Genomic DNA, 26,955 nt, shown 5'->3' on the forward strand with positions numbered 1-26,955 from the left:
ACGATGGGTGGCGAGAGGAGGCACGATGAGCGAGCAGGGGAGCTGTTGGCCGTTCGTCGGGCGAGGGGGGCCACTCACGACCGTGCGGGAGGCGTTGCGGTCGGGGGCGGGCATGATGATCGCCGGAGCGGCGGGAGTGGGCAAGAGCAGGCTGGCGGCGCAGTCGCTGGCCGGGTTACCGGGGTACTCGGTCGTGCGCGCGCTGGGCACGGAGACCGCGTCGATGATCCCGTTCGGGGCGTTCGCGCACGTCCTGACGGGGCCGCCGCGCAGCGGCGAGAACCTCCTTCGCTGGGCCGCGCGTCACCTGCGCGACCGGGCGGGACGCGGCCGGCTGCTGGTGAGCGTGGACGACGCGCACCGGCTGGACCCGGCCTCGGCGGCGCTGGTGCACTACCTGGCCGGGAACGGGCAGGCGCGGCTGCTGGTGACGGTCAGGTCGGGGGAGCCGCAGCCGGACCCGGTGACCGCGTTGTGGAAGGACGAGCTGCTGGAGCGGATCGAGCTGCCGCCGCTGACCGTGGAGGAGGTCGGGGAGGTGCTCGCGGGGGCGCTCGGCGGTGAGGTGGCGGCGGAGACCGTCCGGCATCTGGCGGGGGTCAGCGAGGGGAACGTGCTGTACCTGCGCGAGGTCGTGCACGCGGGGCGCGCCTCCGGCTGCCTGGCCGAGCGGGACGGCGTGTGGCGCTGGCGGGGTGAGGTGTCCATGACGACCCGGCTGCGCGAGCTGGTGGGCGACCGGATAGGACATCTCGACCCGGAGGAGCGCGAGGTGCTGGAGCTGGTGGCGTTCGGGGAGCCACTGGGCACCGAGCTGCTGGAGGGGCTGACCTCGGCGGCGGCCGTCGAGCGGGTCGAGGCGCGTGGCCTGGTCGTGGCCATGGGCGAGGGCAGGCGCGAGCACCTGCGGCTCGGCCACCCGCTCTACGGCGAGGTGGTCCGCGGCGACTGCGGCACGCTGCGGGCGCGGCGGCGGCTGCGAATGCTGGCCGGGGCGCTGGAGGCCACCGGGCTGCGGCGGCGCGAGGACGAGCTGCGGGCCGCCGTGTGGCGGCTGGACAGCGGCTCGGTCACCAACCCCGCGATGCTGGCCTCGGCCGCCAAGCTGGCCTGGGGCCGGCAGGACCCCCGGCTGGCCGAGCGGCTGGCCAGGGCCGCCATCGACGCCGGAGCCGGCGTGGCGGCGGTCGCGCTGCTCGGCGAGGTGCTCATGGTGCTGGGCGACGCGGACGCGGCGGTGACCGCGCTGCGGCTGGCGGCCAGGGACGCGGTGACCGAGAGCGAGCGTGCCCAGCACGCCTACAGCCTGGGCGTGAACCTGGCGTGGGCGGGCGCGGACGCCGAGGCGTGCCGGGTGCTCGACGTGGCCGCCGAGACGCTGACCGATCCCGGCTGGCGGCAGGAGGCGTACGTCTACCGCGCCGTCACCGACTGCTTCGCCGGCCGCCTGACCGGGGCGGCCCAGGCGCTGGCCAGGGCCCGCGCGTGCGAGCCGGGGACGCCGCGGGGCGGGGCGCACGCGGCCTCCCTGGAGGCGTGGGTGGACGCGTACGCGGGCCGGACCGAACGCAGCCTGGCCGTGGCCGATCGCACCATGGCGACCGTCGAGGACTGGCAGGACGATGCCCCGCACGCGCTGCCGACGTTCCTGGACGCGCTGTGCGCCGCGCAGACGTTCTCCGGGCGGCTGGAGGCGGCGGCGCGTACCGCGGAGCGCGGCATGGAGCTGCCCGCCGCCGAGCTGTCGGTGACCGGGTTCGCGGCCTACCGGGCGATGGTGGCCAGGTTGCGTGGCGACGCGGACGAGGCGGTGCGCTGGTGCCGGCACGACATGGCCCGGCTGCCCCAGCGGGAGCCGTACCTGGGGCGGTGCGTGGCCGAGCAGGCGCACGCGCTCGCGCTGCTGGGCCGGCTCGACGAGGCCAGGGAGTCGCTGGCCGAGGCCGAGGAGCTGACCGCCAGGTGGGCGTTCACCCGGCAGCACGTGCTGCACGCGGCGGTCTGGGTCGCGGCGGCGGCCGGCGACCTGGCCGAGGCGGTGCGGCTGTGCCTGGTGGCGGCCGAGCACGCGGAGCGGCACGAGCTGCGCGGCAACCTGATGTTCGCGCTGCACGACCTGGTGCGGCTGGGCGCTCCGGAGCCGGCGGTGGAGCGGCTCGGGGCGCTGGCCGGGCAGATGGAGGGGCCGCTGGTCGAGGTGCTCGCCCGGCACGGGCAAGCGCTCGGGGACGCGTCCGCGCTGCGGGCGGTGGCGGGCGAGTTCGAGCGGCTCGGCCTGCCGCTGTACGCGGCCGAGGCCACGGCGCACGAGGCCGCGGCGCATCGGGAGGCCGGCCGGGGCACCCTGGCCAGGGGCGCGCAGACGAGGGCATGGGCGCTGGCCCGGTGTTGCTCGGGGGTCTCGACCCCGGCGCTGGTCGAGCTGGCCGCGCCGGACCTGACGCCGCGGCAGCGGGAGATCGTCCAGCTCGCCGCGGCCGGGTTGACGAACCGGCAGATCGCCGACCGGCTGACGCTGTCCACGCGGACGGCGGCCAACCATCTGCAGGCCGCCTACGACAAGCTCGGCGTGAACGACCGCACGCAGGTGGGCCGCCTGCTCGCGGTGCTCTGACCGAGCCCGGCGACGGGCTGTTCTAGACGAGTTTGAGCAGCCCGTCGTGCAGGGTCTCGCGCTCCCCGGCGAACAGGGTCCGGTACGGCGCCGCGGCCCGCCGGTTCGTATCCGCCTCGATCCCCGCGCGCAGGGGCCCGTCCGCCAGGCCGACGATCTCGGCCGCGGACAACCCTGCCGCCCGCCAGGCCGCGGCGTGGGCGTCGGCGCGGTGGTAGCGGACGGCGGCGAGCCGGTTGAACAGCAGCAGCCCGGGCGCCGCTCCCTCCGGCTCGTACGGCGGCGACACCAGCTCCAGCGCCCCACCCGGCATCCGCTCGGCCCCGTCGAGCACCCTGCCCATCAGCCCGGCCAGCCCTGGCAGGTCGTTGCCCGCCCAGACGCGCTCGGCCGTGGCGGCGTGGATCTCGTACAGCCGGTGGACGAACTCCAGCCCCTTGCCCGTCAGCCGCAGCACCCCGTCTCCGTCCTCGGCCAGGGTGCCCTCGCGCAGGTGCTCCTGGAGGCCGCGCTCGCGGGCGGCCGCGTCGGCGTACCGGTCGATCGTGGCCAGTCCCGGCCGGGTCAGGGGGCGCAGGGGCAGCGTGAACCGCAGGTCGGACAGGAGTCCCGGGGTCACGCCCGACGTCTCGGCCAGCTCGGCGACGGCTCTGGCGGCCGAGGCGTGCACGTTGACGTGGACTGCGCCGGTGATCGGGGCGAGCGCCGCCGCATATTCCGACAGGTCGTGAAATTTCGGCATCGCGTTGATTATGCGGCGATCCGTAGCGGATCCGCAGGGAATCATAACGCTCCGGCTCCAGGGTGAGCTCAACCGTCCGCCGCCTGCCGGTGTTCTCCCACCGCCTCCCTCCGCTGTCTCCCCTTTCCCCTGTCTCCCTGGAGTCCTCATGACTGCCCGCCGCTGGGCGGCCCTGCCCGTGCTGCTGGTCGCGGTGTTCGTGACCACGCTCGACTTCTTCGTCGCGAACCTGGCCGTGCCCTCCATCCGCGCCGACCTGCGCGCGGGCGACGCCGCCGTCCAGCTCGTGATCGCCGGGTACGGGCTGGCGTACGCGGCCGGGCTGATCCTCTCCGGGCGGCTCGGCGACCTGTTCGGGCACCGGCGCGTGTTCGCCGCCGGGCTGGCGCTGTTCACGCTGGCCTCCGCCGGGTGCGGGCTGGCCGGCGACGCGACGGTGCTGGTGGCGGCCAGGGTCGCGCAGGGCGTCGCGGCGGCGCTGCTCGCCCCGCAGGTCCTTGCCCTGCTCGGCGTGCTGTACCAGGGCGCGGACCGGGCCAGGGCGTTCGGCTGGTACGGCACCGCCGTCGGGCTGGCCGGGGTGAGCGGCCAGGTGGTCGGCGGGCTGCTGGTGGCGGCCGATCCCCTGGGGCTGGGCTGGCGGGCCTGCTTCCTGGTCAACGTACCGATCGGTGTGGTGGCGCTGGCGGCGTCCCGGCGGCTGCTCCCCCGTACCGGCGGCTCGCACGGCTACCTCGACGTGGCCGGGGCGGCGCTGGTCGCGGCCGGGCTGGTGGCGGTGGTGCTGCCGCTGGCCGAGGGGCGCGAGCAGGGCTGGCCGCTGTGGACGTGGCTGTGCCTGGCCGCCGCGCCGCCGTTGTTGGCCGCCTTCGTACGCCGCCAGCGGCATCTGACCGCCTCCGGCCGGGTGCCGCTGCTCGATCTGGCCGTGTTCGCGGAGAAGGGGTTCGCCTGGGGGCTGGTGGCGGTGGGGCTGCTGTTCGGCACGTCGGCCGGGTTGTCGTTCGTGCTCGCCCTGTACCTGCAGGACGGGCTCGGGCTCGGCCCGCTCGCCGCCGGCGCCGTGTGCACCGCGCTGAACGCCGGCTTCTTCGTGGCCTCCCTGCGTCCTGGCCGCTTCGGGGCGCCGGTGCTGGTTCTGGGGCTGGGGCTGCTGTACCTCGTGGTGGCGGGCGCGGCGGAGCCGTACCAGGTGGGGCTGGCGCTGCTGGTGACGGGGGCCGGGATGGGGCGGATGATGTCGCCGCTGCTCTCCTCCGTCCTGTCAGCGGTACGGCCCTCGCGGGCGGGTTCGGCGGCCGGCGTGCTCGGGACCATGCAGGAGGCCGGGGGAGTGCTCGGCGGCACGGCCACCGGGGCGGTGTTCTTCGGGGCGCTGGGCGGTGGGTGGGACGCGGCGGCGCTGGCCGCACTCACGATGCTCCTCGCGGCGGCACTCGGCCTGCTGGCTCTCCGGCTTCCCCGAACCCCGGCGAACACGGAGTTTCACGTGAAGCACGATCAAAGCCGGGTCTGAGGCGGGAACGGGGATGCGGGTGGGATCGGCGCCCGGACCGCGTGGGTGGCGTGGAATGCTTGGCGTGTGGCAGTGCCGTTCCGTCTGGCCCGCACCGCGGTGTTCGCCGTGGTGTGTCTCGGGCTGGGCGTGGCGGCGCACCTGCTCGGCGGGGCCTCCGTGCCGGCTCCGGCCATGGTGGCGGCGTCAGGGCTGGCGTTCGCGGCGGCGTACCCGCTGGCCGGGCGCGAGCGGTCGCTCGCGGTGATCCTGCCGCTGCTCGCCGGGGTGCAGGTGGTGCTCCACCTGCTGTTCTCCCTGTCCCACGCCGCCTCGCCGCGGATGCCGGCGTCCCACCTGCACTCCGGGCTCGTGCCCGGTCTGGGCATGCTCGTCGCCCACGGCTTGGCGGTCGGGTTGACCGCGCTGTGGCTGGCGCGCGGCGAGGCCGCGCTCTGGGCGCTGCTGCGCCGCCTGGCCGTACGGCTGCTGGTCATCCGGCTGCCGCTCCTCACCACACCTTTCTCCACCTCCCTGGGTACGACCGAGCCACCCGTGCTGCGCTCGGCCGTGCTGCGGCACGTCGTCAGCAGAAGGGGCCCGCCAAGGGCCGTCACCGCCTGACCCCCTGGTCCGGCACGACGTTCCCCGTCGCCGCCTCGCTCATGGGCCCGGCCGGACGTTCCCCGTCCGGCCGCCTGGCCACGGGGCAGGCAGACGTCCCTCTCTCAGACGACCCCCGCCGCCCGGCAGGGTCTGCTTCGGCATGCCGGGCGGAGAAAGGCACTGCCATGTTCTCTCGTCATGCCCTCGTGCTCGCCGCCGCCGTCGTGGCGCTGGCCGGCTGCGGCTCCCCTGCCGCCGCCCCCGTCGCCGCTCCCGTCTCCGCTCCCACCGTGTCCGCCTCGGCCACCGCCGGGCTGAGCATCACCGACCCCTGGGTGAAGACCACCGAGAAGGGGATGACCGCGGCCTTCGGGACGCTGGTCAACAAGGGGGACTCGCCGATCACCATCGTGTCCGGCGCCTCGCCCCTCTCCCCGGTCATCGAGCTGCACGAGGTGGTCGAGTCCGGCGGCAAGATGGTCATGCGGCCCAAGGAGGGCGGGTTCGTCGTGCCCGCCCACGGCACCCACGAGCTCCAGCCCGGCGGCGACCACATCATGCTGATGGGTGTCACGAAGGAGGTGCTGCCGGGAGCCACGATCCCGTTCACCCTCCAGGTCAAGGACGGTGAGCCACTGGAGTTCACCGCCGTCGGCAAGGACTTCGCCGGCGGCGAGGAGGACTACCAGCCGGGGCACAAGTGATCAGCCGCAGAGGGCTGTTCGCCGGGGGCGCCGCCACCGCGGCCGGCGCCCTCGCGGCCGAATCCTCCGCGCGGACCGAGCCGCCCGCCCCGGCACGGTCGCAGGCCCAGGTCCGGTCGCCCGGACGCCTTGAGCCGTTCCACGGTGCGCATCAGGCGGGCGTGGCCACGACGCCGCAGGCCCACGCCGTGTTCCTGGGCTTCGACCTGCTGCCGGACACCCGCCGGGAGGCGATCGTACGGCTGCTGCGGCTCCTCACCGACGACGCGGCCCGCCTCACCCAGGGGCGACCGGCGCTGGCCGACACCGAGCCCGAGCTGGCCACGAACCCGGCCAGGCTGACGGTCACGTTCGGGTTCGGGCCGGGGCTGTTCACGGCGGCCGGGGTGGGATCGCCGGTCGCCGCGCTGCCCGCGTTCGGGACGGACCGGCTGGAGAAGCAGTGGAGCGGGGGCGATCTGCTCGTCCAGGTGTGCGCGGACGACGCCGTGACCGTCGCGCACGCCGTACGGATGATCGTGAAGGACGCGCGGTCCTTCGCCCGCGTACGGTGGACGCAGCGCGGGTTCCGCAGCGGCACGCGGCGCAACCTGATGGGCCAGCTCGAAGGCACGGTCAACCCCACCGACCGGCTGGACCAGGCCGTGTGGATCGGCAAGGGCCCATTGCGCGGCGGCACCACGATGGTGCTGCGCCGGATCCGGATGAAGCTGGAGACCTGGGACGCGGCCGACCGGGTGGCCAGGGAGTTCACCATCGGCCGCCGCCTCGGCACCGGAGCGCCGCTCACGGGCGCGGCGGAGACCGACGAACCCGACTACGCCCGGAAGAACCACCTCGGGTTCCCGGTCATCTCCGAGTACGCCCACATCAGGCGGGCCCACGTGACCGATCCCGCGCTGCGCCTGCTCCGGCGGCCCTACAACTACGACGAGGGCCTCACCGAGAAGGGCGAGTCGGACTCGGGGCTGCTGTTCGCCTCGTACCAGGCGGACCTTGACCGGCAGTTCGTCCCCGTACAGCGCCGGCTGGCCGAGGCTGACCTGCTCAACGAGTGGATCACCACCATCGGGTCGGCCGTCTTCGCCATCCCGCCGGGTTGCGCACCCGGCGGCTGGATCGGGGAGGGCCTCCTGACCTGACAACCAGGCGGCCGGGGAGAGGGCCGCCTCCCGCCCGCCTCCCCGGCCATGTCTCCGGCGCCCTCCCCCAGGCCCGCCGCCGAACCCCGCCTCCCCGGACGCCGCTCCCCCGGCCGGACCCCAGGCTTGGCCGCGTCTCCGGCTGGTGAGGAGGTGGAAGACCAGGCTGCGGCGGGTCTGGTCACCGCCGTCCGCTCCGGCGGCCTGTGGGACCACGCGGCGGGACTGCGGCCATGGCGGGCGGGCCTGGATCAAGCGGGGCACACGCGGACGCCCCGCCTACCCGTACCGCCCGGTCAGGGTGGGGCGAAGTGCGGCGGCCAGGTCGTCGGCGAGCGGCTCGATCTCCTCCGGGTCCAGGGAAGAGACGGTCAGGCGCAGCGCGGGCGGCGCGCCGATCCGGTTGCGGGCGCCCGGGGCGCACGCCCACCCGCGGGCCAGCAGCCGGGTGATCGCGGTGGCCTCGTCGGCGACGGGGATCCACACGTTCAGACCGCTGCGGCCGTGCGCCGGTACGCCGCGCCCGGCGAGCGCCGACACCAGGCCGTCCCGGCGCCGCGCGTACGACGCCGCCACCGCCGCCGTGTCCACCGCGCCCGTCCGCCAGAGGTGGGCCACGGCGCGTTGCAGCAGGTGGCTCACCCACCCGGCGGCCAGCCGCTGCCGCCCGCGCAACCGGTCGAGCGTGACCGGGTCGCCGGTGATCAGCGCCAGCCGCAGATCGGGCCCGAACGCCTTGGCCGTGGACCGGGTGAGGATCCACCGCGTCGTGACGCCGCCCAGCGGGTGCAGGGGCAGCTCCACGAACCCGGAGGCATGATCGTCCTCGATCAGCAGCACCTCCGGGTACGCCGCCAGCAGCCCCCGCAGCGCCCCGGCCCGTGTGGCGGAGACGGCGGCGCCCGTCGGGTTCTGGGCGCGGGCAGTGATCACCACGGCCCGGACCCCGGCTTTCAGCGCCCGGCCGAGCTCCTCCGGCAGCGGCCCCTCGTCGTCCAGCCGCATCGGCACCGGGCGCAACCCCAGGACGGCGACCAGGTCGAGCAGCGCCGTCCAGCCCGGGTCCTCGACGGCGATCGCGTCACCCGGGCGCAGGTGTACGGCCAGGACGCGTTCGACCGCGTCGAGGGTGCCGGAGGTGATCGCCGGCGACCCCGGGGGCACGCCGTCCGCCCGCAACCGCTCCCCGGCCAGGGCGATGAGCTCCTCGTCGTCGCCGGTCCCGTACATGGCGGGCCGCTCCTCGTGCGCCCGGGCCGCCGCGGCGAGCGCCTCGTGCAGCGGCGGCAGCAGCCGGGGGTCGGGGTTGCCCTTGGACAGGTCGCGCGCCCCGGCAGGCACATCGATACGGATCTCCTCGCGGAACGTGCTGGCGGGCCGGGGCCGCACCCGAGTCCCCCGCCGCCCGGCGGTCTCCACGACACCCCGCTCGCGCAACAGCCGGTACGCGGCCGCCGCCGTCCCGGGGCTGACCCCGGCCCGCGCCGCCACCTCGCGGACCGGCGGCAACATCGCCCCAGGCGGCAGTCGCCCTTCCGACACGGCGACCTCGACCCCCGCGGCGATCTCACTGGCTGTCTCACCAGCGATCGTGTATGTTCCTAGCACAAAATTTATTATGTACTAATACAAAGAGGTTCGTGTGCTCATTCACCCCTGGGACGCCGCCCGCGACCACGACGAGTGGCGGAGCTGGCTGCGCACGCGCGACTTCGGCCAGATCGCGGCCAACGGTGTGGACGGCGCGGCGCCCGTGGTGGTGCCGACCCATTTCCTGTTCGACGGGGCGAGCGAGGTGGTGCTCCACCTGGCCAGGCCCAACCCGATCTGGGCGGCGCTGGAGGCCAACCCGATGGCGGTGGTGAGCGTGCACGACGACTACGCCTACATCCCGTCCGGCTGGCGCGCCGACTCCCCCGAGGCCGGCGTGCCGACCAGCTATTACGCCTCTGTGCAGCTCGTCTGCCGGGCCGAGATCGTGGACGACAGGGAGGGCAAGGCGGAGATCCTGCGCCGCCAGCTCGCCCACCACCAGCCGGCCGGCGACCATGGCGAGGTGTCCGCCGCCGCGGGGCCGTACCACAAGATGTTGTCGGCGATCCGCGGCCTGCGGCTGCGGGTGCTGGACGTGCGGGCCAAGTTCAAGTATGACGACCACCGGCCCGAGCTCCGGGATCGCGTCGCCGCCGGGCTCACGGAACGCGCCCTGCCCGGGGACGCCGGCGCCCTGACCCAGCAGCGCCGCCGAAGCACCAGACCACCACCTGACCCCGCGCCGGCCTTCGGCCAGGCCCGAATCACCCGCCACCTCCCCGTCTGCCAGTTGTTTCAGCCCGGCCTGAAACAACTGGTGAGAACAACAGTGACGGTTAGGCTGATCGCATGAGTGCGCAGGACGGCCCCGAGCGCGAGCAGGTGCTCGAATGGGTCGAGCGGGTGGCGACGTTCGTCTCCGCGGAGTGGGGGCTCGCCCCGATCACCGGCCGCGTCCTGGGCTGGCTCATGGCCTGCGACCCGCCGGAGCAGACCGCCGACGACATCGCCGGGGCCATCGGCGCCAGCCGCGCGTCACTGACGACGAACCTGCACCTCCTGACGTCCATCAAGCTCATCCGCCGGTTCCGCAAGCCCGGGGAGCGCAACGTCTACTACCAGATCGAGGACGACGCCTGGTCCAAGGTCATCCGGCAGAAGCTCGCCGCGTTCACGGCGTTCGGCGAGCTGGCGGCCGAGGGCCTGCGGATGGGCTGGGCCGACGAGGCGCAGACCGCACGCATCCGCTCGGCCAGGACCTCCATGGCCGCCCTGGCCGAGGTGCTCGACCGGACCGCGGCCACGCACGACTGACCCCGCACGAGACCCTCCCGTCGGGACCCGGCAGGCTGAAGGCAGAGGAGTCGAAGATGATCGCCAGGGTCTGGCACGCCACCGCCACGCCGACGGGAGCCGAGGCCTATCAGCGTCACTTCAGGAACGCCGTCCTCCCCGAGCTCCAGGGCGTCCACGGCCACCGCGGCGCCTACCTCCTCCAGCGCGCCGCCGGAGCCCAGATCGAGCTCCAGGCCGTCACCCTCTGGGAGTCGCTCGAAGCGATCAAGGGCTTCGCCGGGGAGAGCATCGACACCGCCGTCGTCGAGCCGGACGCCCAGGCCGCCCTCCTGACCTACAGCACCACCGTCAGCCATCACGACGTCATCATCGCCGCACCGGAACCGCCCGGCGCCCACTGACCCACAACCTGTGGATAACACCCTCAGACTGTGGATAACCTCACGACGCCGCACCCCACGACAACGCCGCCCACCTGCCCGGCAGCGCCCGAACCGGGACGAAACTCGGCGCCTCCACCCGCTCCCCCGAAGCCGTCCGGAACCAGGCTCCCACGAGCCGCCCGCCACCCCGACCGACGGCACGTTTCCCCAGGTCAGAGACATGGTCGGAGCGCCGAAGAGCACCGTCGCACCGGCCATGGCGGCACGGCCGAGACGCCTTTTACCACACCTCCGCAGCCCTTCATCCCACCATCGGACGACGCCGGGTAACGCCCCCGCCACCCATCCCGGGAGCCTCGCCGCCCAGCACCCACACCCTGTGGACGACCGCACGCGCCGACGTGGTGAAAGACCACGCGGCGGGGTCGCACGACCCCGCCGCGTCATCGGAATGGGATCACCAGTTCCAGTACGACCGCGCCTCCGACTTCCACTCCTTCGGGAAGTACTGCTGGATCCTGAACGCCATCCCCTTCCCCCGGGCGATGTACTGGTCGCGCTCAAGCTTCCGGACGATCGGTTTGCCGGGACTGCCGTTGTTGTCCCACCACGACTCCCACTGCTTGATGCAGGTCTGGTTGCTCAGGTACCGGTTCGAGCAGGGAGCGGGCGGCGACCAGATCTGGGTGTGCCCGAAGTCGACGACCTTGCCCGAGGACTGCTCGGTGATCGTCCCCCACGCCTTCAGGCAGTACCCCTGCGGAGGAATGTCCCACTTGACGTAGTGCTGCCGACCGGAGGTGGCGAATGTCCGCAAATTTCCGCACTTGGCGTCGCCGATCTGTTCCTTGGTGACCCTGAGGGTGTAGTAGGTCCCGTTGTCCCGCCACCCGTCCAGGAGCAACCAGTCGCCACCGCGGACGAACTTCTCCGCGTAATCCGGCGGCCAGCTCTTCGGGTCACCCCAACTGATCTCGGACGTCGTGGACGAAAGCGGCTTCCACGTCCATTGCCCGGCCGCCTGCCCGTCAGCCCAGTGCTGCCCGGCACTGCGCTCGGCGAACCGGGAGTACTCGCCGTAGTTGTCCGCCGCCTGAGCGGGCCCGGTCATCCCCGCGAGCACCGTGGCCGCCACGGCCCCCACGACGGCGGCCGGCCTCATCCTCTGGATCATCACCGGCCGCACGTTACCGCCGCCCCGCGAACCGCCGGCTCAGATCGAAAATTTTCGAACAGACGGGCAGAGGCCCCGGCGGAACCGGAACCTCCTCCACTGACCCGACCAGGTCAGCCGGGGCGCCGCATGAGCGCGAAAACCCCCCAGCCAAGATATTCACGCTGGTAACGGGCATGCCGCACCGGAGCGGTCGTGAGCTCCGCCCGCATCTCGCCGGCCAGCTCGTCGTCGGGATGCCGATCGAGCCAGCGCCGGACGTTCAGCCACTGCGCCGCCGCGTACCTGTCCCAGCTGTCCTGATCGGCCAGGACCATCTCGACGACGTCCCAGCCGAGCTCCCCGAACCGTTCGAGCAGCCCGGGCAGGTCGCGCAGCTCGTCCTTGCGGCTCATGTGGCAGCCCTCGACGGTGGCCTGGTCCGGCGGGTCGAGCCGCCAGTACGGCTCGCCGATCAGCAGCGTCCCGCCGGGACGGAGGCTGCGTTCGAGCAGCTCGACGGTGCCCGGCACGCCGCCCCCGATCCAGGTGGCGCCGATGCAGGACGCGACGTCGACGGGCTCGTCGGAGACGTGACCGGACGCGTCACCGTGCACGAACGCGACGCGGTCGGCGACGCCCAGCCGCACGGCCCGTTCCCGGGCCGCCGCCGTGAACACGGTGCTGATGTCGACCCCGACGCCGGCCACGCCGTGGTCACGCGCCCAGGTGCACAACATCTCCCCCTTGCCGCTGGCCAGGTCGAGCATCCGGGTGCCGGCCGGCAGGTCCAGGGCGCGGCCCAGGACGGCGAGCTTGTCATCGGTGATGGGGTTGAGGACGCGGTGGCTGCTCTCGCGGATGGTGAAGCTACGTGGAAGGTCCACTTCTGAGGTTCCTTACGGTCGAAGACGCGATACGTACGAGAACCGGCCGGACGACACCGGCCGAGCGCGCCTGGACCTTCATGAAATGCACCTCTTCACATGGCAGACCTGTCGTCCGGGCGACGCTAGAGCAGCCGCCCTCCACCCGTCCACCGAATTAGCGCGGCGAAACCGGCTTGCGGAACTGCTCGATCATCGCCGCGTAGCCGTCGCCCCCGCGCCCTTCGGCCACCGCCCGTCCGGCCAGCTCCCTGACGAAGCGCGGCAGCTCGCCGCTGACACCGAGAGACTCGCTCTCGTGGACGAGATGCTCCATGGCGGCCCGATGCGTGTCGATCGTGGAATCAAGCGCCGGGTACGCCCCGTCGTCGATCTGCCGCGCGTAACCGGCCACCCACCCGGCCACCGTCCCGATCCCCGTCCGCGCGATCGGCGCGAACGCCGTCGCCTCCTCACCCGCCGCCCCCAGCAGCGCGGCACCCTGCAGGAACCCGTTCAGGATGCTCCACATCAACCCGAGCACGGCCACGTCGTACAACGACGACAGGCCGTGATCCTCACCGAGGTACGTCGTCCCCGCGCCCAGGCTCCTCAGGACCGGCTCGTACCGGTCGAAGGCCGCCCGCGGCCCGCTGTGCAGGATGACGGCCTCCGCCGTGCCGATGGCCTGGGGAATCGCCATGATCGCGCCGTCGAGGTAGACGCCGTCCCGCCCGGCGGCCCACTCGGCCAGCTCCCGGGCAGCCCGGCCGCGGCACGAACGGCTACCGCGAGTACGGCAGCGACGCCGTCCTGACCGTCACCCAGATCAGGAGGCTGCTCGAAGCCGGGCTGTCGACCCAGGAGATCGGCTACATGCTCCCCTGCGCCACCGGCTCGGGCCCCGATCTCGAGCCCTGTCCCGAGCTCCTGGACACCCTGCGGGCCCGCCTGCACGGGCTGGACGAGCACATCGGCACGCTCAGCCGCGCCCGCCAGACCCTCCACGACTACATCGACGCCACCGAACGACGCGAGTCACGGCACTATCCGAGCTGCGACTCCACCGCGCAGAAGGCGGCCCGCTAGACGAACGCGCCGGAGCCAACCGGTCAGGATTCGAGAAGCGCCGCCTCCCGTGCCGCGCCTAGCCTGGCTGTCAACGACCCCGGAAGAGACCGGTGACCCGGCACCCAGGCCATGAAGGGGCTGTCCTGGCGATGAGCGCCGCTGGCCGGAACAACCGAAAACCGGACGTACCCTGCTCGGAGCTGGTCAGCGAGGGCGGGCCCCGTGCAACAGATGGAGAAACGATGAGCATGGCCACGAGGACGGACACGCAGTCGCCGGCGCCGCACGTCGCCGACAGCCACGACCTGATCCGCGTGCACGGCGCGCGCGTGAACAACCTCAAGGACGTCAGCGTCGAGATCCCCAAGCGCCGGCTGACGGTGTTCACCGGCGTCTCCGGCTCGGGCAAGAGCTCCCTGGTGTTCGGCACGATCGCGGCGGAGTCGCAGCGGCTGATCAACGAGACGTACAGCGCGTTCGTGCAGGGCTTCATGCCCACGCTGGCGCGGCCCGATGTCGACGTGCTCGACGGGCTGACCACCGCGATCATCGTCGACCAGCAGCGGATGGGCTCCGACCCCCGCTCCACGGTCGGCACCGCCACCGACGCCCACGCGATGCTGCGCATCCTCTTCAGCCGGCTCGGGCAGCCGCACATCGGCTCGCCCCAGGCCTTCTCCTTCAACGTCCCCACGGTCCGGGCGAGCGGCGCGATCACGGTCGAACGCGGCGCCCGCAAGACCGAGAAGCAGACCTTCACCCGCATCGGCGGCATGTGCCCGCGCTGCGAAGGCCGCGGCGCGGTCACCGATCTCGACCTCACCCAGCTCTACGACGACTCCAAGTCGCTCACCGAGGGCGCGTTCACCATCCCCGGCTGGAAGTCCGACAGCTTCTGGACGGTACGCGTCTACGCCGAGTCGGGCTTCGTCGACCCCGACAAGCCGATCCGCGACTACACCGAGAAGGAGCTGCACGACTTCCTCTACAAGGAGCCGGTCAAGGTGAAGGTCGACGGCGTCAACCTCACCTACGAGGGGCTGATCCCGAAGATCCAGAAGTCGTTCCTCGCCAAGGACCGCGAGGCGATGCAGCCGCACATCCGGGCGTTCGTGGACCGGGCGGTCACGTTCACCACCTGTCCCGAGTGCAAGGGCACCCGGCTCAGCGAGGAGGCGCGCTCCTCCCTGATCAAGGGCGTCAACATCGCCGACGCCTGCGCGATGCAGATCACCGACCTCGCCGAATGGATCCGCGGCCTCGACGAGCCGTCGGTGGCGCCGCTGCTCACCGCGCTGCTGCAGAGCCTCGACTCGTTCGTGGAGATCGGGCTGGGCTACCTCTCGCTCGACCGGCCGGCGGGCACGCTGTCGGGCGGCGAGGCGCAGCGCGTCAAGATGATCCGCCACCTCGGCTCCTCGCTCACCGACACCACGTACGTCTTCGACGAGCCCACCATCGGCCTGCACCCCCACGACATCCAGCGGATGAACAACCTGCTGCTGCGGCTGCGCGACAAGGGCAACACGGTGCTCGTCGTGGAGCACAAGCCGGAGACGATCGCGATCGCCGACCACGTCGTCGACCTCGGCCCCGGCGCCGGTACGGCGGGCGGCACCATCTGCTACGAGGGACCCCTCGAAGGTCTGCGGGCCGCCGGCACCATCACCGGCTGCCACCTCGACGACCGGGCCTCGCTCAAGCCGTCGGTGCGCACCCCCACCGGCAAGCTGGAGATCCGCGGCGCCACCACCCACAACCTGCAGGACGTGGACGTCGACATCCCGCTCGGCGTGCTCTGCGTCGTCACCGGCGTCGCCGGGTCCGGCAAGAGCTCGCTGATCCACGGTTCCGTCCCCGCCTCGGCGGGCGTGGTCTCGGTCGACCAGGCGCCCATCCGCGGCTCCCGGCGCAGCAACCCCGCCACGTACACGGGGCTGCTCGACCCGATCCGCAAGGCGTTCGCGAAGGCCAACGGCGTGAAGCCGGCGCTGTTCAGCGCCAACTCCGAGGGCGCCTGCCCCACCTGCAACGGCGCCGGCGTCATCTACGTCGACCTGGGGATCATGGCCGGCGTCACCACTCCCTGCGAGGACTGCGAGGGCAAGCGGTTCCACGCCTCGGTGCTGGAATACCGCCTCGGGAGCCGCGACATCGCCGAGGTGCTCGCGATGCCGGTGACCGAAGCCGCGGAGTTCTTCGGCGCCGGCGAGGCGCGCACGCCGGCCGCGCACGCCGTCCTCACCCGGCTCGCCGACGTCGGGCTCGGCTACCTCAGCCTCGGCCAGCCGCTCACCACGCTGTCCGGCGGCGAGCGGCAGCGGCTCAAACTGGCCACCCACATGGCCGAGAAGGGCGGCGTCTACGTCCTGGACGAGCCGACCACCGGCCTGCACCTCGCCGACGTCGAGCAGTTGCTCGGCCTGCTCGACCGGCTGGTCGACGCCGGCAAGTCGGTCATCGTCATCGAGCATCACCAGGCGGTCATGGCGCACGCCGACTGGATCATCGACCTCGGCCCCGGCGCCGGCCACGACGGCGGCCGGATCGTCTTCGAGGGCACCCCCGCCGACCTCGTCGCCGCCCGCTCCACCCTCACCGGCGAGCACCTCGCGGCCTACGTCGGCGCCTGACCCAGCAGCCCGCGGGCCTGGCCCACGGGCTGCTACGCCGTCACCTGCCCCCTCCTGCCGGCCCGCCACCAGAACTGCGTTCCCTCTGGTAATCCGCGTTTCCCACCTCACCCCGGCCCCATCGCTACCATGCCGCCCCATGAAGGGACGCTTATCCAGCACGCTGGCCATCGCCGTCGCCGTCTTCCCCGCGACCACACCTGCCTCCGCCACCGCCCTCGCCGCGCCCAAGACGTACATGATCAGAAACGTCGGCACCACGATGTGCCTGACCTGGGGCCTGGCCCCGGTCGACAGCGGCGCGAAATACTCCCTGCGCACCTTCCACTGCCAGCCCAGGGGCACCAGGGACGGCTACGTGTGGACCCGCAACTCCCGCTCGGAGCTGCGCAGCCTCTACAGCGGGAACAAGCTGTGCGTCGGCCGGCCGAACAAGGACCCCGGCCTCGTACGGATGGAGCACTGCGGCATCGACCTCAAGAACCACCGCATCGCCTTCGTCACCGTGCAGAAGGCGTGGGGAGGCGACCGGATCGTGATCAAGTGGAAGGGCCGACCGCTCAAGTGGCAGGGCCCGGTCCAGGAGACGTGCCTGCACGCCGGCCAGCGGAACAAGGTCGTCGGCAGCCCGTGCGACCCCACGAACGGCGACCAGAACTGGACGCTCAGGCCGGCGTGATTGAATCGGCACTCTTCTGGCTAGGGAGAGTGTCATGACCGTGGACCGTGAGCGAAGTGTGGTGTTCGGCGAGGCGGTCGACCTGTACGAATCGGCCCGACCCGGATATCCCGAACAACTCATCACCGAGGTGCTGGCGTACGCGCCCGCCGGGCCAGTGCTGGAGGTCGGGGCCGGGACGGGCAAGGCCACGGCCGCCTTCGCCGCCCGCGGGGTCGACCTGACGTGTGTCGAGCCCGATGCCAGGATGGCGGCGACGCTGGCAGCGAAGTGCCCCAGAGCAAGGGTCGAAAACGGGATATTTGAGGACTACACCCCGGACCGGCAGTTCGCCCTGCTCTACTCGGCGCAAGCCTGGCACTGGGTCGACCCGGAGCGGCGCTGGGACCTGGCCCACGCGGCCCTGGCCCCTTCGGGGGCCCTGGCCCTCTTCTGGAACCGCTACCTCGTCAACGACCCGGGCCTGCGCGCCGCCCTCGCCGAAGCGGACCACCGCCACGGCGTGACCAGCTCCAGCCTCCACCAGGAAGAGCCGGATCGCGCCGACGAAACCCAGCACCTGCTGGCCGGCGACCCCCGCTTCACCGACCTCGACGAGCGCTCCTACTCGTGGACGGAATGGTATGCGGCCGACCGCTACCTGGACCTGGTCCGCACCATCTCCGCCTACCGAATCCTCGCCCCGGCCCTCCGGGAACCCCTGCTGCGGGAGCTGGCCGGGCTGCTGGGCGACGGCGTGGAGATGACCTTCGTCACCGACCTCAGCCTCGCCCGCCGAGCCGCTTGACCACCCTCACCCATCGACGGAGCCAGGCGGTCGGGTGAAACTCTCCCGTCGATCTCGTATGGGCGTCCTCAAACGACGGTTGCGGCCGCCCGCGTATGGAGATCTATGCAGCACAGCGCGCTGTGATCACCTTCCCTGAGGAAGCCACGATCTCGGGGGGCAAGATGTGTGAATATCCACCGTCCGCGTTCATCCGTAGTGCGCCGGCCGACCCCCGGCGAGCCCGTGGACCAGTCTGTGTCGCGCTCGCGTTCGCCGTAGGCATGGCCTTCAGCACCGGTCTCGGCTTCTCCGTCGGCCACGCCGTGCGACCGGGCCACGCCGTCGCCCGCCCCGCCCCGGCGAAACCGGCTCTCACCCCGCCTGCCTCCGACCCGGTCGCTGCCCGAACACCGATGGCCACGTCGAAACCCGCCCCGGTCCGGCAGTCGAAGCGGGCCGTGGCGCACAAGAAGAAGCGCGTCCGGCACGTCGAGATTCGCCGGCCCACAGTCGTCATCAAGCAACGTCCACGACACCGCGGAATCGGCGACCTGGGCAAGCACATCCGCCGGGTCATCCATGAACGAGTGCTGAGACACTTGGGCGCGCGGTTGGGCGGGTACATGCGTCGTCTGGAGCCGTGATCAGGCAAGGACCTCGTCGAGGAGCCTGGCGCGCCGTTCCAGGTCGGCAACCGGAAGCGGCTCGGCCAGACCAGGGGCGAGGTCGGCGACCGCTTCGCGGGTGGCCGAGATGAAGTGAACGGTGCCGTCGCCGTCGATGCGTTCCACCCCGTCGCCGCGCGCCTGCAGTTCGTTGAACGCGATCGCGTCCGCCTGCTCGACGCCGGGCGGCAGGTCGAGGGAGACGGCGCCGCTCTCGATCCGTACGGGATATCCGCCCGGAAGCCCGCCGGGCGAGGAGGTCGACCAGCGCAAACGAGATGCGCCGGGGAGGAGCGCGTGCAGCACGGGGAGGGCGCCGGCCGCCGTGACGTGGTTGTAGCGCGGCCCGGGAGCGAGCGGCGGCGCCTGGTAGGCGAGGCCGTCCTCGCGCCGTCCGTGCTCACCCAGGTGGACACGGCTGCGGTCGGCGGGATCGGCAGGTTCGTCGGCCTGCATCACCGCGGCGACCTGCGAGTGGTGGGCGATGACGCGGATGAGCGGCGTCTCGGTGTCGGGCGCGGAGGCGCGCAGCGCGGCGCGGACGCGGAGCTGGATCATCGCGGCGTTGCCGAGTCCGAGCGTGGGTGCGAGCCCGAGGCGGGCCAGGATGGGCCCGGTCACGTCGGGGAACGACAGGTTCGCGACCGGTCCCGCGTAGCCGGCGTCGCGGGTGGCTCGCATGACGGCCAGCAGCACCGACAGCTGGTACGGCAACCGCAGCGCCAGCCCGGCCCCCGCGACGGCCGTCGCCGCCGCGTCCCGCCGCCCGGCCATGGCCCAGGGCCCGCGTACCGCCGCGCATTGCACCACCAGGTCGGGCCGCTTGCGGGTGAGCAGTTCCGCGACCTCGTCCGATCTGGCCGCGTCGACCTGGGCCGGCTCGACCAGGCAATCGGCGGCACTGGCGACGGTGGCCGCGATGGCCGCGACCGTCTCGGGAGACCGCCCGGCCAGCACCAGGCGGCGTACCCTCCCACCTTCCGCCAAGCGGCTCGCCAGCCGCTCGCCCATGTCACCCATCCCGATGATCAGCACGGTACTCACCCGAGCAGCGTAAGCGCCCGTGCCGAGTTCGACCTCCGCACCGCCGCCCCGGACGTCGCGGCGGACCTCACGCGCCATGTCGCAGACCTGCTGGATCGCGCGCACGCAGCCGGCACGGTACGCCCCGACCTCACCGTCGAGGAGGTGATGGCACTGGTCGCCGGCGCCTTCGCCGCGATCCGCCACGCCGGCGCCGAAACCAGCCGCACGCGCTCCGCGCACATCGCCCAGCTCATCCTCGACGGGCTACGCCCCCAGTCCCGCCAGGCACCACACCGGAGCATCCACAACCCTGTGGACGACAACCGCGGGTAAGGCCGCTCTCCGAACCTCGAACAGCGTCCTCGCCCTCAGAAAACCAGATGAGCATCAGGCACCCGGACTGGGATGATCCGGGATCATGGCCAAGGGGGCGGCGCTCAAGGACCTGAAGAGGGCAAGAGGTTCCGGTGAACCCGTGAGAGTCAGCCGTGAGATCGACGGTGCGGATCGACTCGATGCTTACGTGGCGGGCATCGGCCGCAAGTGGGTGCTGCTGCACACCATCACCGATGAACTCCGTCTCGACGGCTACGCGGCCATCCGCCTCCGCGACATCGAGCGCGCAACGCGCTCGGGCTGGAAGGGCGCGATGATGGCCCACCGTGCCATCGCCGCTCGCGGGGAGCAATGCCGGCCGCTGCCCGACATCGACCTCGACTCCACCAAAGGCCTGATAGAAACCCTGACCACAGCATTTCCCCTTATAGGTGTCTACATCGAGAAGATCGACCCCCATGTCTGCTACATCGGTCGTGCCCGCGGGATCTCCCGGAAGAAGCGATTGCGTCTCCAGGAGATCGGCCCAACGGCGGACTGGGCGCTCACGTGCTTCACGAACAAGACGAAGGACATCACCCGGTTCGACGTCGGCGGCGGGTACATCGATGCGCTCCATGCGGTCGGCGGAGATCCACCAGACTGCTGATCACCGATAGAACGGCCTTGAGCCACCCTCAGCCGATGGGCCTGCCTTTCAGGAGCCGGCAACCAGTCGGCCGGTCGCCATCCGGCTAATCTTGCTCCGCATGACGCACACCGAGACCGAGATCACCGCGGAGTTGATCCGGGATCTGCTGCGCGACCAGCACCCCGACCTGGCCGATTACCCGGTGAGGCTCGGCGCGCGGGGCTGGGACAACCAGCTGTGGCGGCTCGGCGACGACCTCGCCGTCCGGCTGCCCTGGGCGACGGGGTCGGCGACCCTGCGCCGCGTCCAGGCGGCAAAACCCACCTGGGGCCCACCCGCTCAAGCCGCACTGCGACGCCTCATCGCAACGACCCATCGCTGATCAATCACTTCCCCACACGCGGTCCACCGCCATCCGAAGGGAGAGTTCCGCCCTTCTTGCGCCCCTGCAAGGTGATCAGGCCCCCCGTCCGTGGCGGTCGAACGAGGACCGCCTGCACACGAACAAGGAAGGCCACCGGACGGTCGCCGCGAAGGCGCTCGACGTGCCGGGGGTCCCGCCCGAAGACGACGGGCGCAAGGTACGGCCGCCCGGGAGCGGGTCCACCCGGCGGCCAAATGCCGGGAGGACGCGCAGTGGCTCCGTGAACCTTTCAGGCCGTGACTCGGACGGCGCCCGCGCGGAACCTCCTCCAGCGGCAACGTCACCGCGAAAAGACCGGAGCTCATCCCGTTCGAGACGGGCGACACCTGGCCAGGCGGCCTCCGGACGGTGAGCCGGGCAGTTGCCAACCCCCTCGTGAAAGGGCTCTCCCGGACGTACGGTGTCGGGATGGAGCTAGCTGAGATCCGGAAATATCCGGTGAAGTCGGTTTCGGGGTGGGTGGTGGATTCGGCGGTCGTGGAGCCCTGGGGGCTGGCGGAGGACCGCCGCTGGGCCGTCGTGGACGAGCAGGGGGACATTCACTGGCTCGGGGAGAATCCCCGGCTGCTGTCCGTCGTCGCCAGTGTCACGGACGAGGACGGGCTGCTGCTCGACGCGCCGGGGCTGCCCCAGCTGAAAGTCCCCCCGGCCACCGGAGAAAACGTTCCCGTGGGTTTCGCCGAGGTGGACAGTGTTGTGCTCGCGGACCCCGACGCGCACGCCTGGTTCACCCGGCTGCTCGGCAAACCGGCCCGCCTGGTCTGGCTCGACGACCCCAACCGCTGCGCCGTCCCGGCGTCCCACGGCGGCCTGCCCGGCGAAGTCGTCAGCCTCGCCGGGGACGCCCCCATCCTGCTCACCTCCCGCTCCTCACTGCGCCGCCTGGACGACTGGATCCTCGAAGGCGCCATGGAACGCCAGGACGACCCGCCCGCCCCCCTGGACATGGCCAGATTCCGCCCCAACCTCGTGATCGACGGCGCACCCCCGTACGCCGAGGACGACTGGCGCGAGATCCGCATCGGCCCGGTCGCCTTCCGCGTCTCGGAACACTGCGACCGCTGCGCCGCCACCACCTACGACCCGGTCACCTTCCAGAAGGGCAAGGAACCCCTGCGCACCCTCGCCCGCCACCGCCGCTGGGACGGCAAGACCTGGTTCGGCATCCGCCTGGTCCCCCGAGGCCGAGGCGAACTACGACGCGGCGACCCGGTCACCGTCCTGGCCTGAAGCGGATAGACATCGCAGGGCTTGCCGTACCCCGCCTTCACGCCATGGCAGTCGTCTGGGTCCGCGTCGACCCGACCGAGGCAGAACGAACAGCACAGCCGTCCGTCTGCCTCGGCGGAGAGCGTCGCGCCGACACCCCGGACCTACTGACCCGACTAAACCAGGACGAAGGAGAAATTCAGTGTCGTCCTGCGGTTCAGCGGGATATCGATCTTGACTCTGCGAGTGATCTCATGACGGCTGATGCCCAACCCATGAGCGATGAGCCGTTCGGGACGGACTGGCACGGGATCGTGGAAGGTGACCGTGACCTGAAGGGGCCACGGACCCTCGGGAACGGGAGGTGCGTCGAGCTCCCAGCACCCGTCCCAATCGAGCGCGAACCGGTTCCGCCGGGCGATCAACGGGTCGAGAAGGGTGTCCACGACGAGGGAAGGCGAGTTGGCCGAGTAACCGGCCAGCAGGTCAGCGGGCAGTGAGCGGACCGGGACGCGATCGTGGACGGTGAGCTTGCCGGTCCGGCCGCAGGAAACGCAGTTGACCAGGAGCCAGACGTCGAGCAGTTTGCCGTTGGCATTGACGCGGAACCTGCCGTTGCCGATGGTGGCGCGGTCGGAAGGGCAGGCCACGCACCGGAGGGCGAGCCGAGGCAGGCGGGTGCGCCGCACCACCCAGGGCAGCACGATATGAGGATGTGAAGACATGATCTCTCTGAAGACCTGACGAAGAGCACGGAAAACAGAGCCGACGGCGTCGTCGGCGACCGATGCGCAGGGAAGGTGTCAGGTCTAAAGAGCAGGCGGCGTCATGCGCGCGAAGTCCTCACATAGGGGTCGTTTGCCGGTGCGAGCCGATGCTCAGCTCAGGCGGGCTCGCAGAAGGCAGAATTCGTTGCCTTCGGGGTCGGCCAGGACGTGCCAGGGCTCCTCGCCGGTCTGGCCGATGTCGGCCGGGCGCGCCCCGAGCTTCGGGAGGCGTTCGAGTTCGGCGTCCTGATCGCGGTCGGTGGCGTTCACGTCGAAGTGCAGCCGCAGCGTGCCCGCCTTGGGCTCGGTGGTGGGACTGAAGACCAGAGTCGGTTGCAATCCGCCGAACCCTTCCCGCGGCCCGATCTCCACCGCGCCGGCGTCCTCGGTGTCGAGCACGATGAAGCCCAGCACCTCGCACCAGAACGCCACCAGCCGTTGCGGATCCCGGCAAGGGATTATCAGTTCGGAAATACGACAAGCCACGATCGGCACGATACCGAGCATCAACCACACGCAGCCAACCCTTAAACGGCCCAGGACCGCCACGCAGCGAAGCAGCGGGCCGCCCCGGACCTCGAGCCGTCCATCGGGGATGACCGGCTCGCCGTGCATCCGGGGCTCAAGGCCACCAGCCTCATCGACTTGAGATGACGGCGGTCGGCGCGACCGTGACACAACCATGACACGGCGCTGACGAGGCGGGGACACGGTCGGCCGACAGTGAATGGGTTGACCGGCGCCTGTTCCCAAGCGCTGGGTCCGGCTGTCTCCGTCCCGCTGAGGAAGGCTGATTGATCGTGACCGAACGCGTGCGCGTGGCTGTGCTGGCGGGTGGGCCGTCCGCCGAGCATGAGGTGTCGCTGCAGTCGGCGCAGGCTGTGCTCGACGCTCTGCCGAGGGATCTGTACGAGCCCGTCCCCGTCATCATCGACCGGCAGGGCAGGTGGCCGGTGGAGCTGCGACGCGATCTGGCGGACGTGGTCTTCCCCGTGCTGCACGGGCCGTTCGGCGAGGACGGCGTCGTCCAGGGTCACCTGGAGACGCTGGGCATCCCGTACGTGGGCTGCGGCGTCATGGCCTCTGCCGTGGCCATGAACAAGGTCGCGATGCGGCGCACCTTCCTGGCGGAGGACATTCCCGTCACCCCACATGTGTGGTTCACCGAGCACCAGTGGCGCACCACCACCGACCACTGGGGTCTGGTGAAGTCGCTCGGCTGGCCGATGTACGTCAAACCGGCCAACATGGGCTCCTCCATCGGCATCTCGCGTGTCACCTCCATGGAGGAACTGCGCGTGGGCGTGGATCTGGCGCTCACCTACGACCGGGTGGTCGTCGTCGAGCAGGGCGTGACCGCTCGCGAGGTCATCTGCGGCGTGCTCGGCGGCTACGACACGCCCGATGCTTCGGTGCCCGGCGAGCTCCTCGTGCCCGGCGACTGGCTCGACTACGAGGCCAAGTACCTCAGCCAGGCCGAGATCGCCACCATCCCTGCCGTGCTGCCGGAACGGGTGGCCGAGGACGTGCGCGAGCTGTCCCTGCGCTCCTTCCGGGCGATCGACGGCTACGGCCTGGCCCGCGTCGACTTCCTCTACGAGGAGGACACGGGACGCCTGTACGTGCTGGAGATCAACACCATGCCCGGATTCACCTCCCGTTCCGTCTACGCCAGGGCCTGGGCCGAAAGCGGTGTCCCGTACCCGGACCTGCTGCGCCGCCTCATCGACCTCGCGTTCGCCAGGAGCGGCTCATGATCCCCATGACGCTGAACACGATCGCGCAGGTCGTCGGCGCAAGCCTGCACGACGTACGCGACCCGCAGGCGCTGGTGACGGCGCCCTCGGCGGTCGACTCGCGCGAGGTGGTGCCTGGCGGCCTGTTCGTCGCGACGGTCGGCGCCCGCGTTGACGGTCACGACTACGCTGCCGGTGCCGTCGCGAGCGGCGCCGTCGCCGTGCTGGCATCGAGGCCCGTCGGCGTGCCCGCACTCGTGGTCGAGGACGTCGAGCTCGCGATCGGCCTGCTGGCCAGGCACCTGCTCGAACGCATCAGCCCGACCGTGATCGGCCTGACCGGCTCCGTGGGCAAGACCACGACCAAGGACTTGCTGGCCCAGGTGCTCGAACGGCACGCCGCGACGATCGCCACCGACAAGTCGTTCAACAACGAGCTCGGGCTGCCGCTCACCGTGCTGCGTGCCGATGCCGCCACCCGATACCTGGTGCTGGAGATGGGCGCAGGCCGGAAGGGCGACCTGACGTACCTGACCGGGCTCGCACCGCCCCAGATCGGGCTGGTGCTCAATGTCGGCACCGCGCACGTGGAGCGTATGGGAGCCGGGCTGGCCGACGTGGCCGAGGCCAAGGGCGAGCTGGTCGAGGCGCTTCCGGCGGACGGGTTCGCACTGCTCAACGCCGACGACCCGTACGTCATGGGCATGGCCGGCCGCACCAAGGCCCCGATCCTGTTGTACGGCAGGTCGTCGGAGGCGCAGGTGCGAGCCGAAGCCGTGCGGATGGACGGCCGGGCGCGAACCACGTTCGAGCTGGTGACGCCTTCCGGCCGCGCCCCGGTCGAGCTCGACCTCATAGGCGAGCACCAGGTGAGCAACGCCCTGGCCGCCGCCGCCGTCGCCACCGCGCTCGGGCTGGGCACCGCCGAGATCGCCGATGGGCTGAACGCCGCACGGCGGCGCTCCGCGGGCCGGCTGGAGATCGTCGAACGACCTGACGGCATCACCATCGTCAACGACGCCTACAACGCCAATCCCGAGTCCATGCGAGCCGGGCTGCGGGCGGCCAAGGCCCTGGCCGGCACCCGTCGTACCGTCGCCGTGCTCGGCGCGATGGGGCAGCAGGCGGACGCCTCCCGCGCCCGGCACGCGGAGATCGGCCGGCTCGTCGCCGACCTCCGCTTCGACGTGCTGATCGCGGTCGGAGCAGGAGATCCGCTCGCGATGGCGGAGGCGGCGAAATCCTCGGACCGGGGCGTGGCCGTCCACACCGTCGAGAACGTACCCGAAGCCATCAGGCTGGCCACCGCGCTTCTCGAACCGGGAGACGTGGTGCTCGTCAAGGCCTCCAGCGAGATCGGGCTCAGTGCCTGCGCCCGTGCGCTGGCCGGCGCCTGACTGTCGGGCGCATCGCCGATGGGCCCGTACGTCCGAGGCAACGGAAGCCCCGGCCACCAGCGCTCGGGACCTGACCAAGACCTACGGCCGAGGCGACGCCCAGGTGCATGCCCTGCGCGGCATCGACCTCGACCAGGCCAGTGGCGGCACCGTCACCGTGGCCGGCACCGACCAGCCGGACGGCACAAGCTAGCGAAACGGAGTTCCATGCGCACGATTGGTCTCATCGGCGGGTTGAGCTGGGAATCGACGGTGATCTACTACCAGATCATCAACCAGCGGGTACGCGAGCGACTCGGCGGCAGCCATTCCGCCAACAGTCTCATCTGGTCGGTCGACTACACGACCGTCGAGGACCTCATCTTCGCCGACCGCTGGGACGAGGTGAGCACGTTGCTGACTGGTGCGGGCCGGAAACTGGAGGATCTCGGCGCCGAGGTCCTGCTCGTCTGCAGCAACACCTTCAGCCGGGTGAGCGACGACGTGGCGCGGGCCGCGAGCGTGCCCGTGCTGCACATCGCCGACGCCGTGGGCGCCGAGGTCCGCGCCAGGGGGATGCGCAAGGTCGGCCTGCTGGGCACGACCTTCACCATGGAGCAACCCTTCTACCGGGACCGGCTGGCCGCCCACGGCTTCGACGTCGTCGTCCCACGACGTGAGCAGCGCGAACTGGTCCATCGAGTGATCTTCGACGAGCTGGTGCGCGGGGTGATCCGGGAATCGTCCAGGGACGCGTACGCCCGGATAGTCGCCGATCTCGCGGACGACGGCGCCGAAGGCGTCATCCTCGGCTGCACGGAGATCGAGCTCCTGATCAGCGAGAAGGACACCGCCATCCCGCTGCTGCCGAGCGCCCGGCTGCACGCGGAGGCAGCAGCCGGCTTCGCGCTGGCGGACTGACACACCCTCGGTGGCGACACGATGTGGCGGCTGAGGTGGATCACCACTGTGATCATCCAGTCGTGATGGATCTGAAGATCATGTGATGGCCGCGTTGGCCAGGTAGAACATCTCAGTGCCGCTCGTCCGCAGGCCGTCCTGGATGCCGCGTTCACGTGGGGTGGCCATACGAGCTCAT

General features: G+C 71.6%; 24 protein-coding genes and 3 pseudogenes. 19 read left to right on the top strand and 8 right to left on the bottom strand.

The window, feature by feature from the left end:
• Positions 1-25: 25 nt before the first annotated feature.
• Positions 26-2,614, top strand: a complete 2,589-nt coding sequence (locus tag AB0J69_RS01180) for a LuxR C-terminal-related transcriptional regulator (RefSeq protein ID WP_364111518.1) — start codon at positions 26-28, stop codon at positions 2,612-2,614.
• A gap of 22 nt (positions 2,615-2,636) precedes the next feature.
• Here the strand turns inward: AB0J69_RS01180 and AB0J69_RS01185 are convergent, their stop codons facing one another.
• Complete coding sequence (locus AB0J69_RS01185; RefSeq protein WP_364111520.1) at positions 2,637-3,356, bottom strand: hypothetical protein; 720 nt, start codon at positions 3,354-3,356, stop codon at positions 2,637-2,639.
• A gap of 148 nt (positions 3,357-3,504) precedes the next feature.
• Here AB0J69_RS01185 and AB0J69_RS01190 point away from each other — a divergent pair, with 148 nt between their 5' ends.
• From AB0J69_RS01190 to AB0J69_RS01205, 4 genes are all read left to right on the top strand, one after another.
• Entirely contained in the window at positions 3,505-4,872 is a 1,368-nt protein-coding gene (locus tag AB0J69_RS01190) for an MFS transporter (RefSeq protein WP_364111522.1), read from the top strand.
• A 66-nt stretch (positions 4,873-4,938) separates the two neighbouring features.
• Positions 4,939-5,475, top strand: a complete 537-nt coding sequence (locus AB0J69_RS01195) for an MFS transporter (protein WP_364111524.1) — start codon at positions 4,939-4,941, stop codon at positions 5,473-5,475.
• Between the two features lie 167 nt (positions 5,476-5,642).
• Positions 5,643-6,161: a copper chaperone PCu(A)C gene (locus AB0J69_RS01200; RefSeq protein WP_364111526.1), complete on the top strand. Its 519-nt coding sequence runs from the start codon at positions 5,643-5,645 to the stop codon at positions 6,159-6,161.
• Positions 6,158-7,303 (top strand): Dyp-type peroxidase, encoded by a 1,146-nt coding sequence (locus AB0J69_RS01205; protein ID WP_364111528.1) that lies wholly within the window; start codon positions 6,158-6,160, stop codon positions 7,301-7,303. Before AB0J69_RS01200 ends, AB0J69_RS01205 begins: the two co-directional genes overlap by 4 nt.
• Positions 7,304-7,582: 279 nt before the next feature.
• Here the strand turns inward: AB0J69_RS01205 and AB0J69_RS01210 are convergent, their stop codons facing one another.
• Positions 7,583-8,911 carry an aminotransferase class I/II-fold pyridoxal phosphate-dependent enzyme gene (locus AB0J69_RS01210; protein ID WP_364111530.1) on the bottom strand — a complete coding sequence of 443 codons (1,329 nt, stop codon included), beginning with the start codon at positions 8,909-8,911 and terminating at the stop codon, positions 7,583-7,585.
• 34 nt (positions 8,912-8,945) lie between these two features.
• Between AB0J69_RS01210 and AB0J69_RS01215 the strand changes: the two genes are divergently transcribed.
• Genes AB0J69_RS01215 through AB0J69_RS01225 form a run of 3 tightly spaced genes read left to right on the top strand, consistent with a single transcriptional unit; the run spans position 8,946 to position 10,533 of the window.
• The gene (locus AB0J69_RS01215; protein ID WP_364111532.1) at positions 8,946-9,689 is read left to right on the top strand and encodes an FMN-binding negative transcriptional regulator; all 744 of its coding nucleotides are present in this window, start codon (positions 8,946-8,948) and stop codon (positions 9,687-9,689) included.
• Positions 9,686-10,150, top strand: coding sequence for a transcriptional regulator (locus AB0J69_RS01220; protein ID WP_364111534.1), 465 nt, complete (start codon positions 9,686-9,688; stop codon positions 10,148-10,150). The genes AB0J69_RS01215 and AB0J69_RS01220 overlap by 4 nt, the downstream gene beginning before the upstream one ends.
• Positions 10,151-10,206: 56 nt before the next feature.
• Positions 10,207-10,533 carry a hypothetical protein gene (locus tag AB0J69_RS01225; RefSeq protein WP_364111536.1) on the top strand — a complete coding sequence of 109 codons (327 nt, stop codon included), beginning with the start codon at positions 10,207-10,209 and terminating at the stop codon, positions 10,531-10,533.
• Positions 10,534-10,972: 439 nt separating this feature from the next.
• On the opposite strand, the gene AB0J69_RS01230 is transcribed toward AB0J69_RS01225, so the two are convergent.
• From AB0J69_RS01230 to AB0J69_RS01240, 3 genes are all read right to left on the bottom strand, one after another.
• The gene (locus tag AB0J69_RS01230) at positions 10,973-11,677 is read right to left on the bottom strand and encodes a hypothetical protein (protein WP_364111538.1); all 705 of its coding nucleotides are present in this window, start codon (positions 11,675-11,677) and stop codon (positions 10,973-10,975) included.
• A gap of 125 nt (positions 11,678-11,802) precedes the next feature.
• The gene (locus AB0J69_RS01235; RefSeq protein ID WP_364111540.1) at positions 11,803-12,555 is read right to left on the bottom strand and encodes a methyltransferase domain-containing protein; all 753 of its coding nucleotides are present in this window, start codon (positions 12,553-12,555) and stop codon (positions 11,803-11,805) included.
• A 157-nt stretch (positions 12,556-12,712) separates the two neighbouring features.
• Positions 12,713-13,237 (bottom strand): hypothetical protein, encoded by a 525-nt coding sequence (locus AB0J69_RS01240; protein ID WP_364111542.1) that lies wholly within the window; start codon positions 13,235-13,237, stop codon positions 12,713-12,715.
• Between the two features lie 74 nt (positions 13,238-13,311).
• Between AB0J69_RS01240 and AB0J69_RS01245 the strand changes: the two are divergent.
• The 4 genes and pseudogenes from AB0J69_RS01245 to AB0J69_RS01260 form a co-directional block, all read left to right on the top strand.
• A pseudogene (locus tag AB0J69_RS01245) lies at positions 13,312-13,623 on the top strand (MerR family DNA-binding protein); the annotation flags it as partial.
• A gap of 224 nt (positions 13,624-13,847) precedes the next feature.
• Positions 13,848-16,238 carry an excinuclease ABC subunit UvrA gene (locus AB0J69_RS01250; RefSeq protein WP_364111544.1) on the top strand — a complete coding sequence of 797 codons (2,391 nt, stop codon included), beginning with the start codon at positions 13,848-13,850 and terminating at the stop codon, positions 16,236-16,238.
• Between the two features lie 139 nt (positions 16,239-16,377).
• The gene (locus AB0J69_RS01255) at positions 16,378-16,917 is read left to right on the top strand and encodes a hypothetical protein (RefSeq protein ID WP_364111546.1); all 540 of its coding nucleotides are present in this window, start codon (positions 16,378-16,380) and stop codon (positions 16,915-16,917) included.
• Positions 16,918-16,951: 34 nt separating this feature from the next.
• A complete protein-coding gene (locus AB0J69_RS01260) occupies positions 16,952-17,704 on the top strand; it encodes a class I SAM-dependent methyltransferase (RefSeq protein WP_364111548.1) in 753 nt (250 codons plus the stop codon).
• A 626-nt stretch (positions 17,705-18,330) separates the two neighbouring features.
• On the opposite strand, the gene AB0J69_RS01265 is transcribed toward AB0J69_RS01260, so the two are convergent.
• Complete coding sequence (locus tag AB0J69_RS01265; RefSeq protein ID WP_364111870.1) at positions 18,331-19,395, bottom strand: saccharopine dehydrogenase NADP-binding domain-containing protein; 1,065 nt, start codon at positions 19,393-19,395, stop codon at positions 18,331-18,333.
• 27 nt (positions 19,396-19,422) lie between these two features.
• Between AB0J69_RS01265 and AB0J69_RS01270 the strand changes: the two are divergent.
• The 4 genes and pseudogenes from AB0J69_RS01270 to AB0J69_RS01285 form a co-directional block, all read left to right on the top strand.
• Positions 19,423-19,710, top strand: a pseudogene (locus AB0J69_RS01270) (hypothetical protein); the annotation flags it as partial.
• A gap of 85 nt (positions 19,711-19,795) precedes the next feature.
• Positions 19,796-20,362: a hypothetical protein gene (locus AB0J69_RS01275; protein WP_364111550.1), complete on the top strand. Its 567-nt coding sequence runs from the start codon at positions 19,796-19,798 to the stop codon at positions 20,360-20,362.
• Between the two features lie 100 nt (positions 20,363-20,462).
• A pseudogene (locus tag AB0J69_RS01280) lies at positions 20,463-20,624 on the top strand (aminoglycoside phosphotransferase); the annotation flags it as partial.
• A gap of 552 nt (positions 20,625-21,176) precedes the next feature.
• Complete coding sequence (locus AB0J69_RS01285; protein ID WP_364111552.1) at positions 21,177-21,998, top strand: MOSC domain-containing protein; 822 nt, start codon at positions 21,177-21,179, stop codon at positions 21,996-21,998.
• A gap of 155 nt (positions 21,999-22,153) precedes the next feature.
• Here AB0J69_RS01285 and AB0J69_RS01290 read toward each other — a convergent pair whose 3' ends face one another.
• Positions 22,154-22,681: a DUF1062 domain-containing protein gene (locus AB0J69_RS01290; protein WP_364111554.1), complete on the bottom strand. Its 528-nt coding sequence runs from the start codon at positions 22,679-22,681 to the stop codon at positions 22,154-22,156.
• A 174-nt stretch (positions 22,682-22,855) separates the two neighbouring features.
• The gene (locus tag AB0J69_RS01295) at positions 22,856-23,230 is read right to left on the bottom strand and encodes a VOC family protein (protein WP_364111872.1); all 375 of its coding nucleotides are present in this window, start codon (positions 23,228-23,230) and stop codon (positions 22,856-22,858) included.
• Between the two features lie 314 nt (positions 23,231-23,544).
• On the opposite strand from AB0J69_RS01295, the gene AB0J69_RS01300 reads away from it, so the two are divergent.
• The 3 genes from AB0J69_RS01300 to AB0J69_RS01310 all read left to right on the top strand — a co-directional run bounded on the left by AB0J69_RS01300 (position 23,545) and on the right by AB0J69_RS01310 (position 26,777).
• Positions 23,545-24,501: a D-alanine--D-alanine ligase family protein gene (locus AB0J69_RS01300; protein ID WP_364111556.1), complete on the top strand. Its 957-nt coding sequence runs from the start codon at positions 23,545-23,547 to the stop codon at positions 24,499-24,501.
• Entirely contained in the window at positions 24,498-25,877 is a 1,380-nt protein-coding gene (murF, locus tag AB0J69_RS01305; protein WP_364111558.1) for a UDP-N-acetylmuramoyl-tripeptide--D-alanyl-D-alanine ligase, read from the top strand. Before AB0J69_RS01300 ends, murF begins: the two co-directional genes overlap by 4 nt.
• 207 nt (positions 25,878-26,084) lie before the next feature.
• Complete coding sequence (locus AB0J69_RS01310; protein ID WP_364111560.1) at positions 26,085-26,777, top strand: aspartate/glutamate racemase family protein; 693 nt, start codon at positions 26,085-26,087, stop codon at positions 26,775-26,777.
• Positions 26,778-26,955: the final 178 nt, after the last annotated feature.

It is taken from the genome of Nonomuraea sp. NPDC049709 (genome assembly GCF_040674815.1).
Taxonomy (GTDB): domain Bacteria; phylum Actinomycetota; class Actinomycetes; order Streptosporangiales; family Streptosporangiaceae; genus Nonomuraea.

Excerpts from the sequence above, each read along its gene's own strand:
- AB0J69_RS01180 (WP_364111518.1), top strand. The coding sequence starts at position 26 with ATGAGCGAGCAGGGGAGCTGTTGGCCGTTCGTCGGGCGAGGGGGGCCA.
- AB0J69_RS01185 (WP_364111520.1), bottom strand. The coding sequence starts at position 3,356 with ATGCCGAAATTTCACGACCTGTCGGAATATGCGGCGGCGCTCGCCCCG.
- AB0J69_RS01190 (WP_364111522.1), top strand. The coding sequence starts at position 3,505 with ATGACTGCCCGCCGCTGGGCGGCCCTGCCCGTGCTGCTGGTCGCGGTG.
- AB0J69_RS01200 (WP_364111526.1), top strand. The coding sequence starts at position 5,643 with ATGTTCTCTCGTCATGCCCTCGTGCTCGCCGCCGCCGTCGTGGCGCTG.
- AB0J69_RS01220 (WP_364111534.1), top strand. The coding sequence starts at position 9,686 with ATGAGTGCGCAGGACGGCCCCGAGCGCGAGCAGGTGCTCGAATGGGTC.
- AB0J69_RS01225 (WP_364111536.1), top strand. The coding sequence starts at position 10,207 with ATGATCGCCAGGGTCTGGCACGCCACCGCCACGCCGACGGGAGCCGAG.
- AB0J69_RS01230 (WP_364111538.1), bottom strand. The coding sequence starts at position 11,677 with ATGAGGCCGGCCGCCGTCGTGGGGGCCGTGGCGGCCACGGTGCTCGCG.
- AB0J69_RS01240 (WP_364111542.1), bottom strand. The coding sequence starts at position 13,237 with ATGGCGATTCCCCAGGCCATCGGCACGGCGGAGGCCGTCATCCTGCAC.
- AB0J69_RS01250 (WP_364111544.1), top strand. The coding sequence starts at position 13,848 with ATGAGCATGGCCACGAGGACGGACACGCAGTCGCCGGCGCCGCACGTC.
- AB0J69_RS01255 (WP_364111546.1), top strand. The coding sequence starts at position 16,378 with ATGAAGGGACGCTTATCCAGCACGCTGGCCATCGCCGTCGCCGTCTTC.
- AB0J69_RS01260 (WP_364111548.1), top strand. The coding sequence starts at position 16,952 with ATGACCGTGGACCGTGAGCGAAGTGTGGTGTTCGGCGAGGCGGTCGAC.
- AB0J69_RS01275 (WP_364111550.1), top strand. The coding sequence starts at position 19,796 with ATGGCCAAGGGGGCGGCGCTCAAGGACCTGAAGAGGGCAAGAGGTTCC.
- AB0J69_RS01285 (WP_364111552.1), top strand. The coding sequence starts at position 21,177 with ATGGAGCTAGCTGAGATCCGGAAATATCCGGTGAAGTCGGTTTCGGGG.
- murF (WP_364111558.1), top strand. The coding sequence starts at position 24,498 with ATGATCCCCATGACGCTGAACACGATCGCGCAGGTCGTCGGCGCAAGC.
- AB0J69_RS01310 (WP_364111560.1), top strand. The coding sequence starts at position 26,085 with ATGCGCACGATTGGTCTCATCGGCGGGTTGAGCTGGGAATCGACGGTG.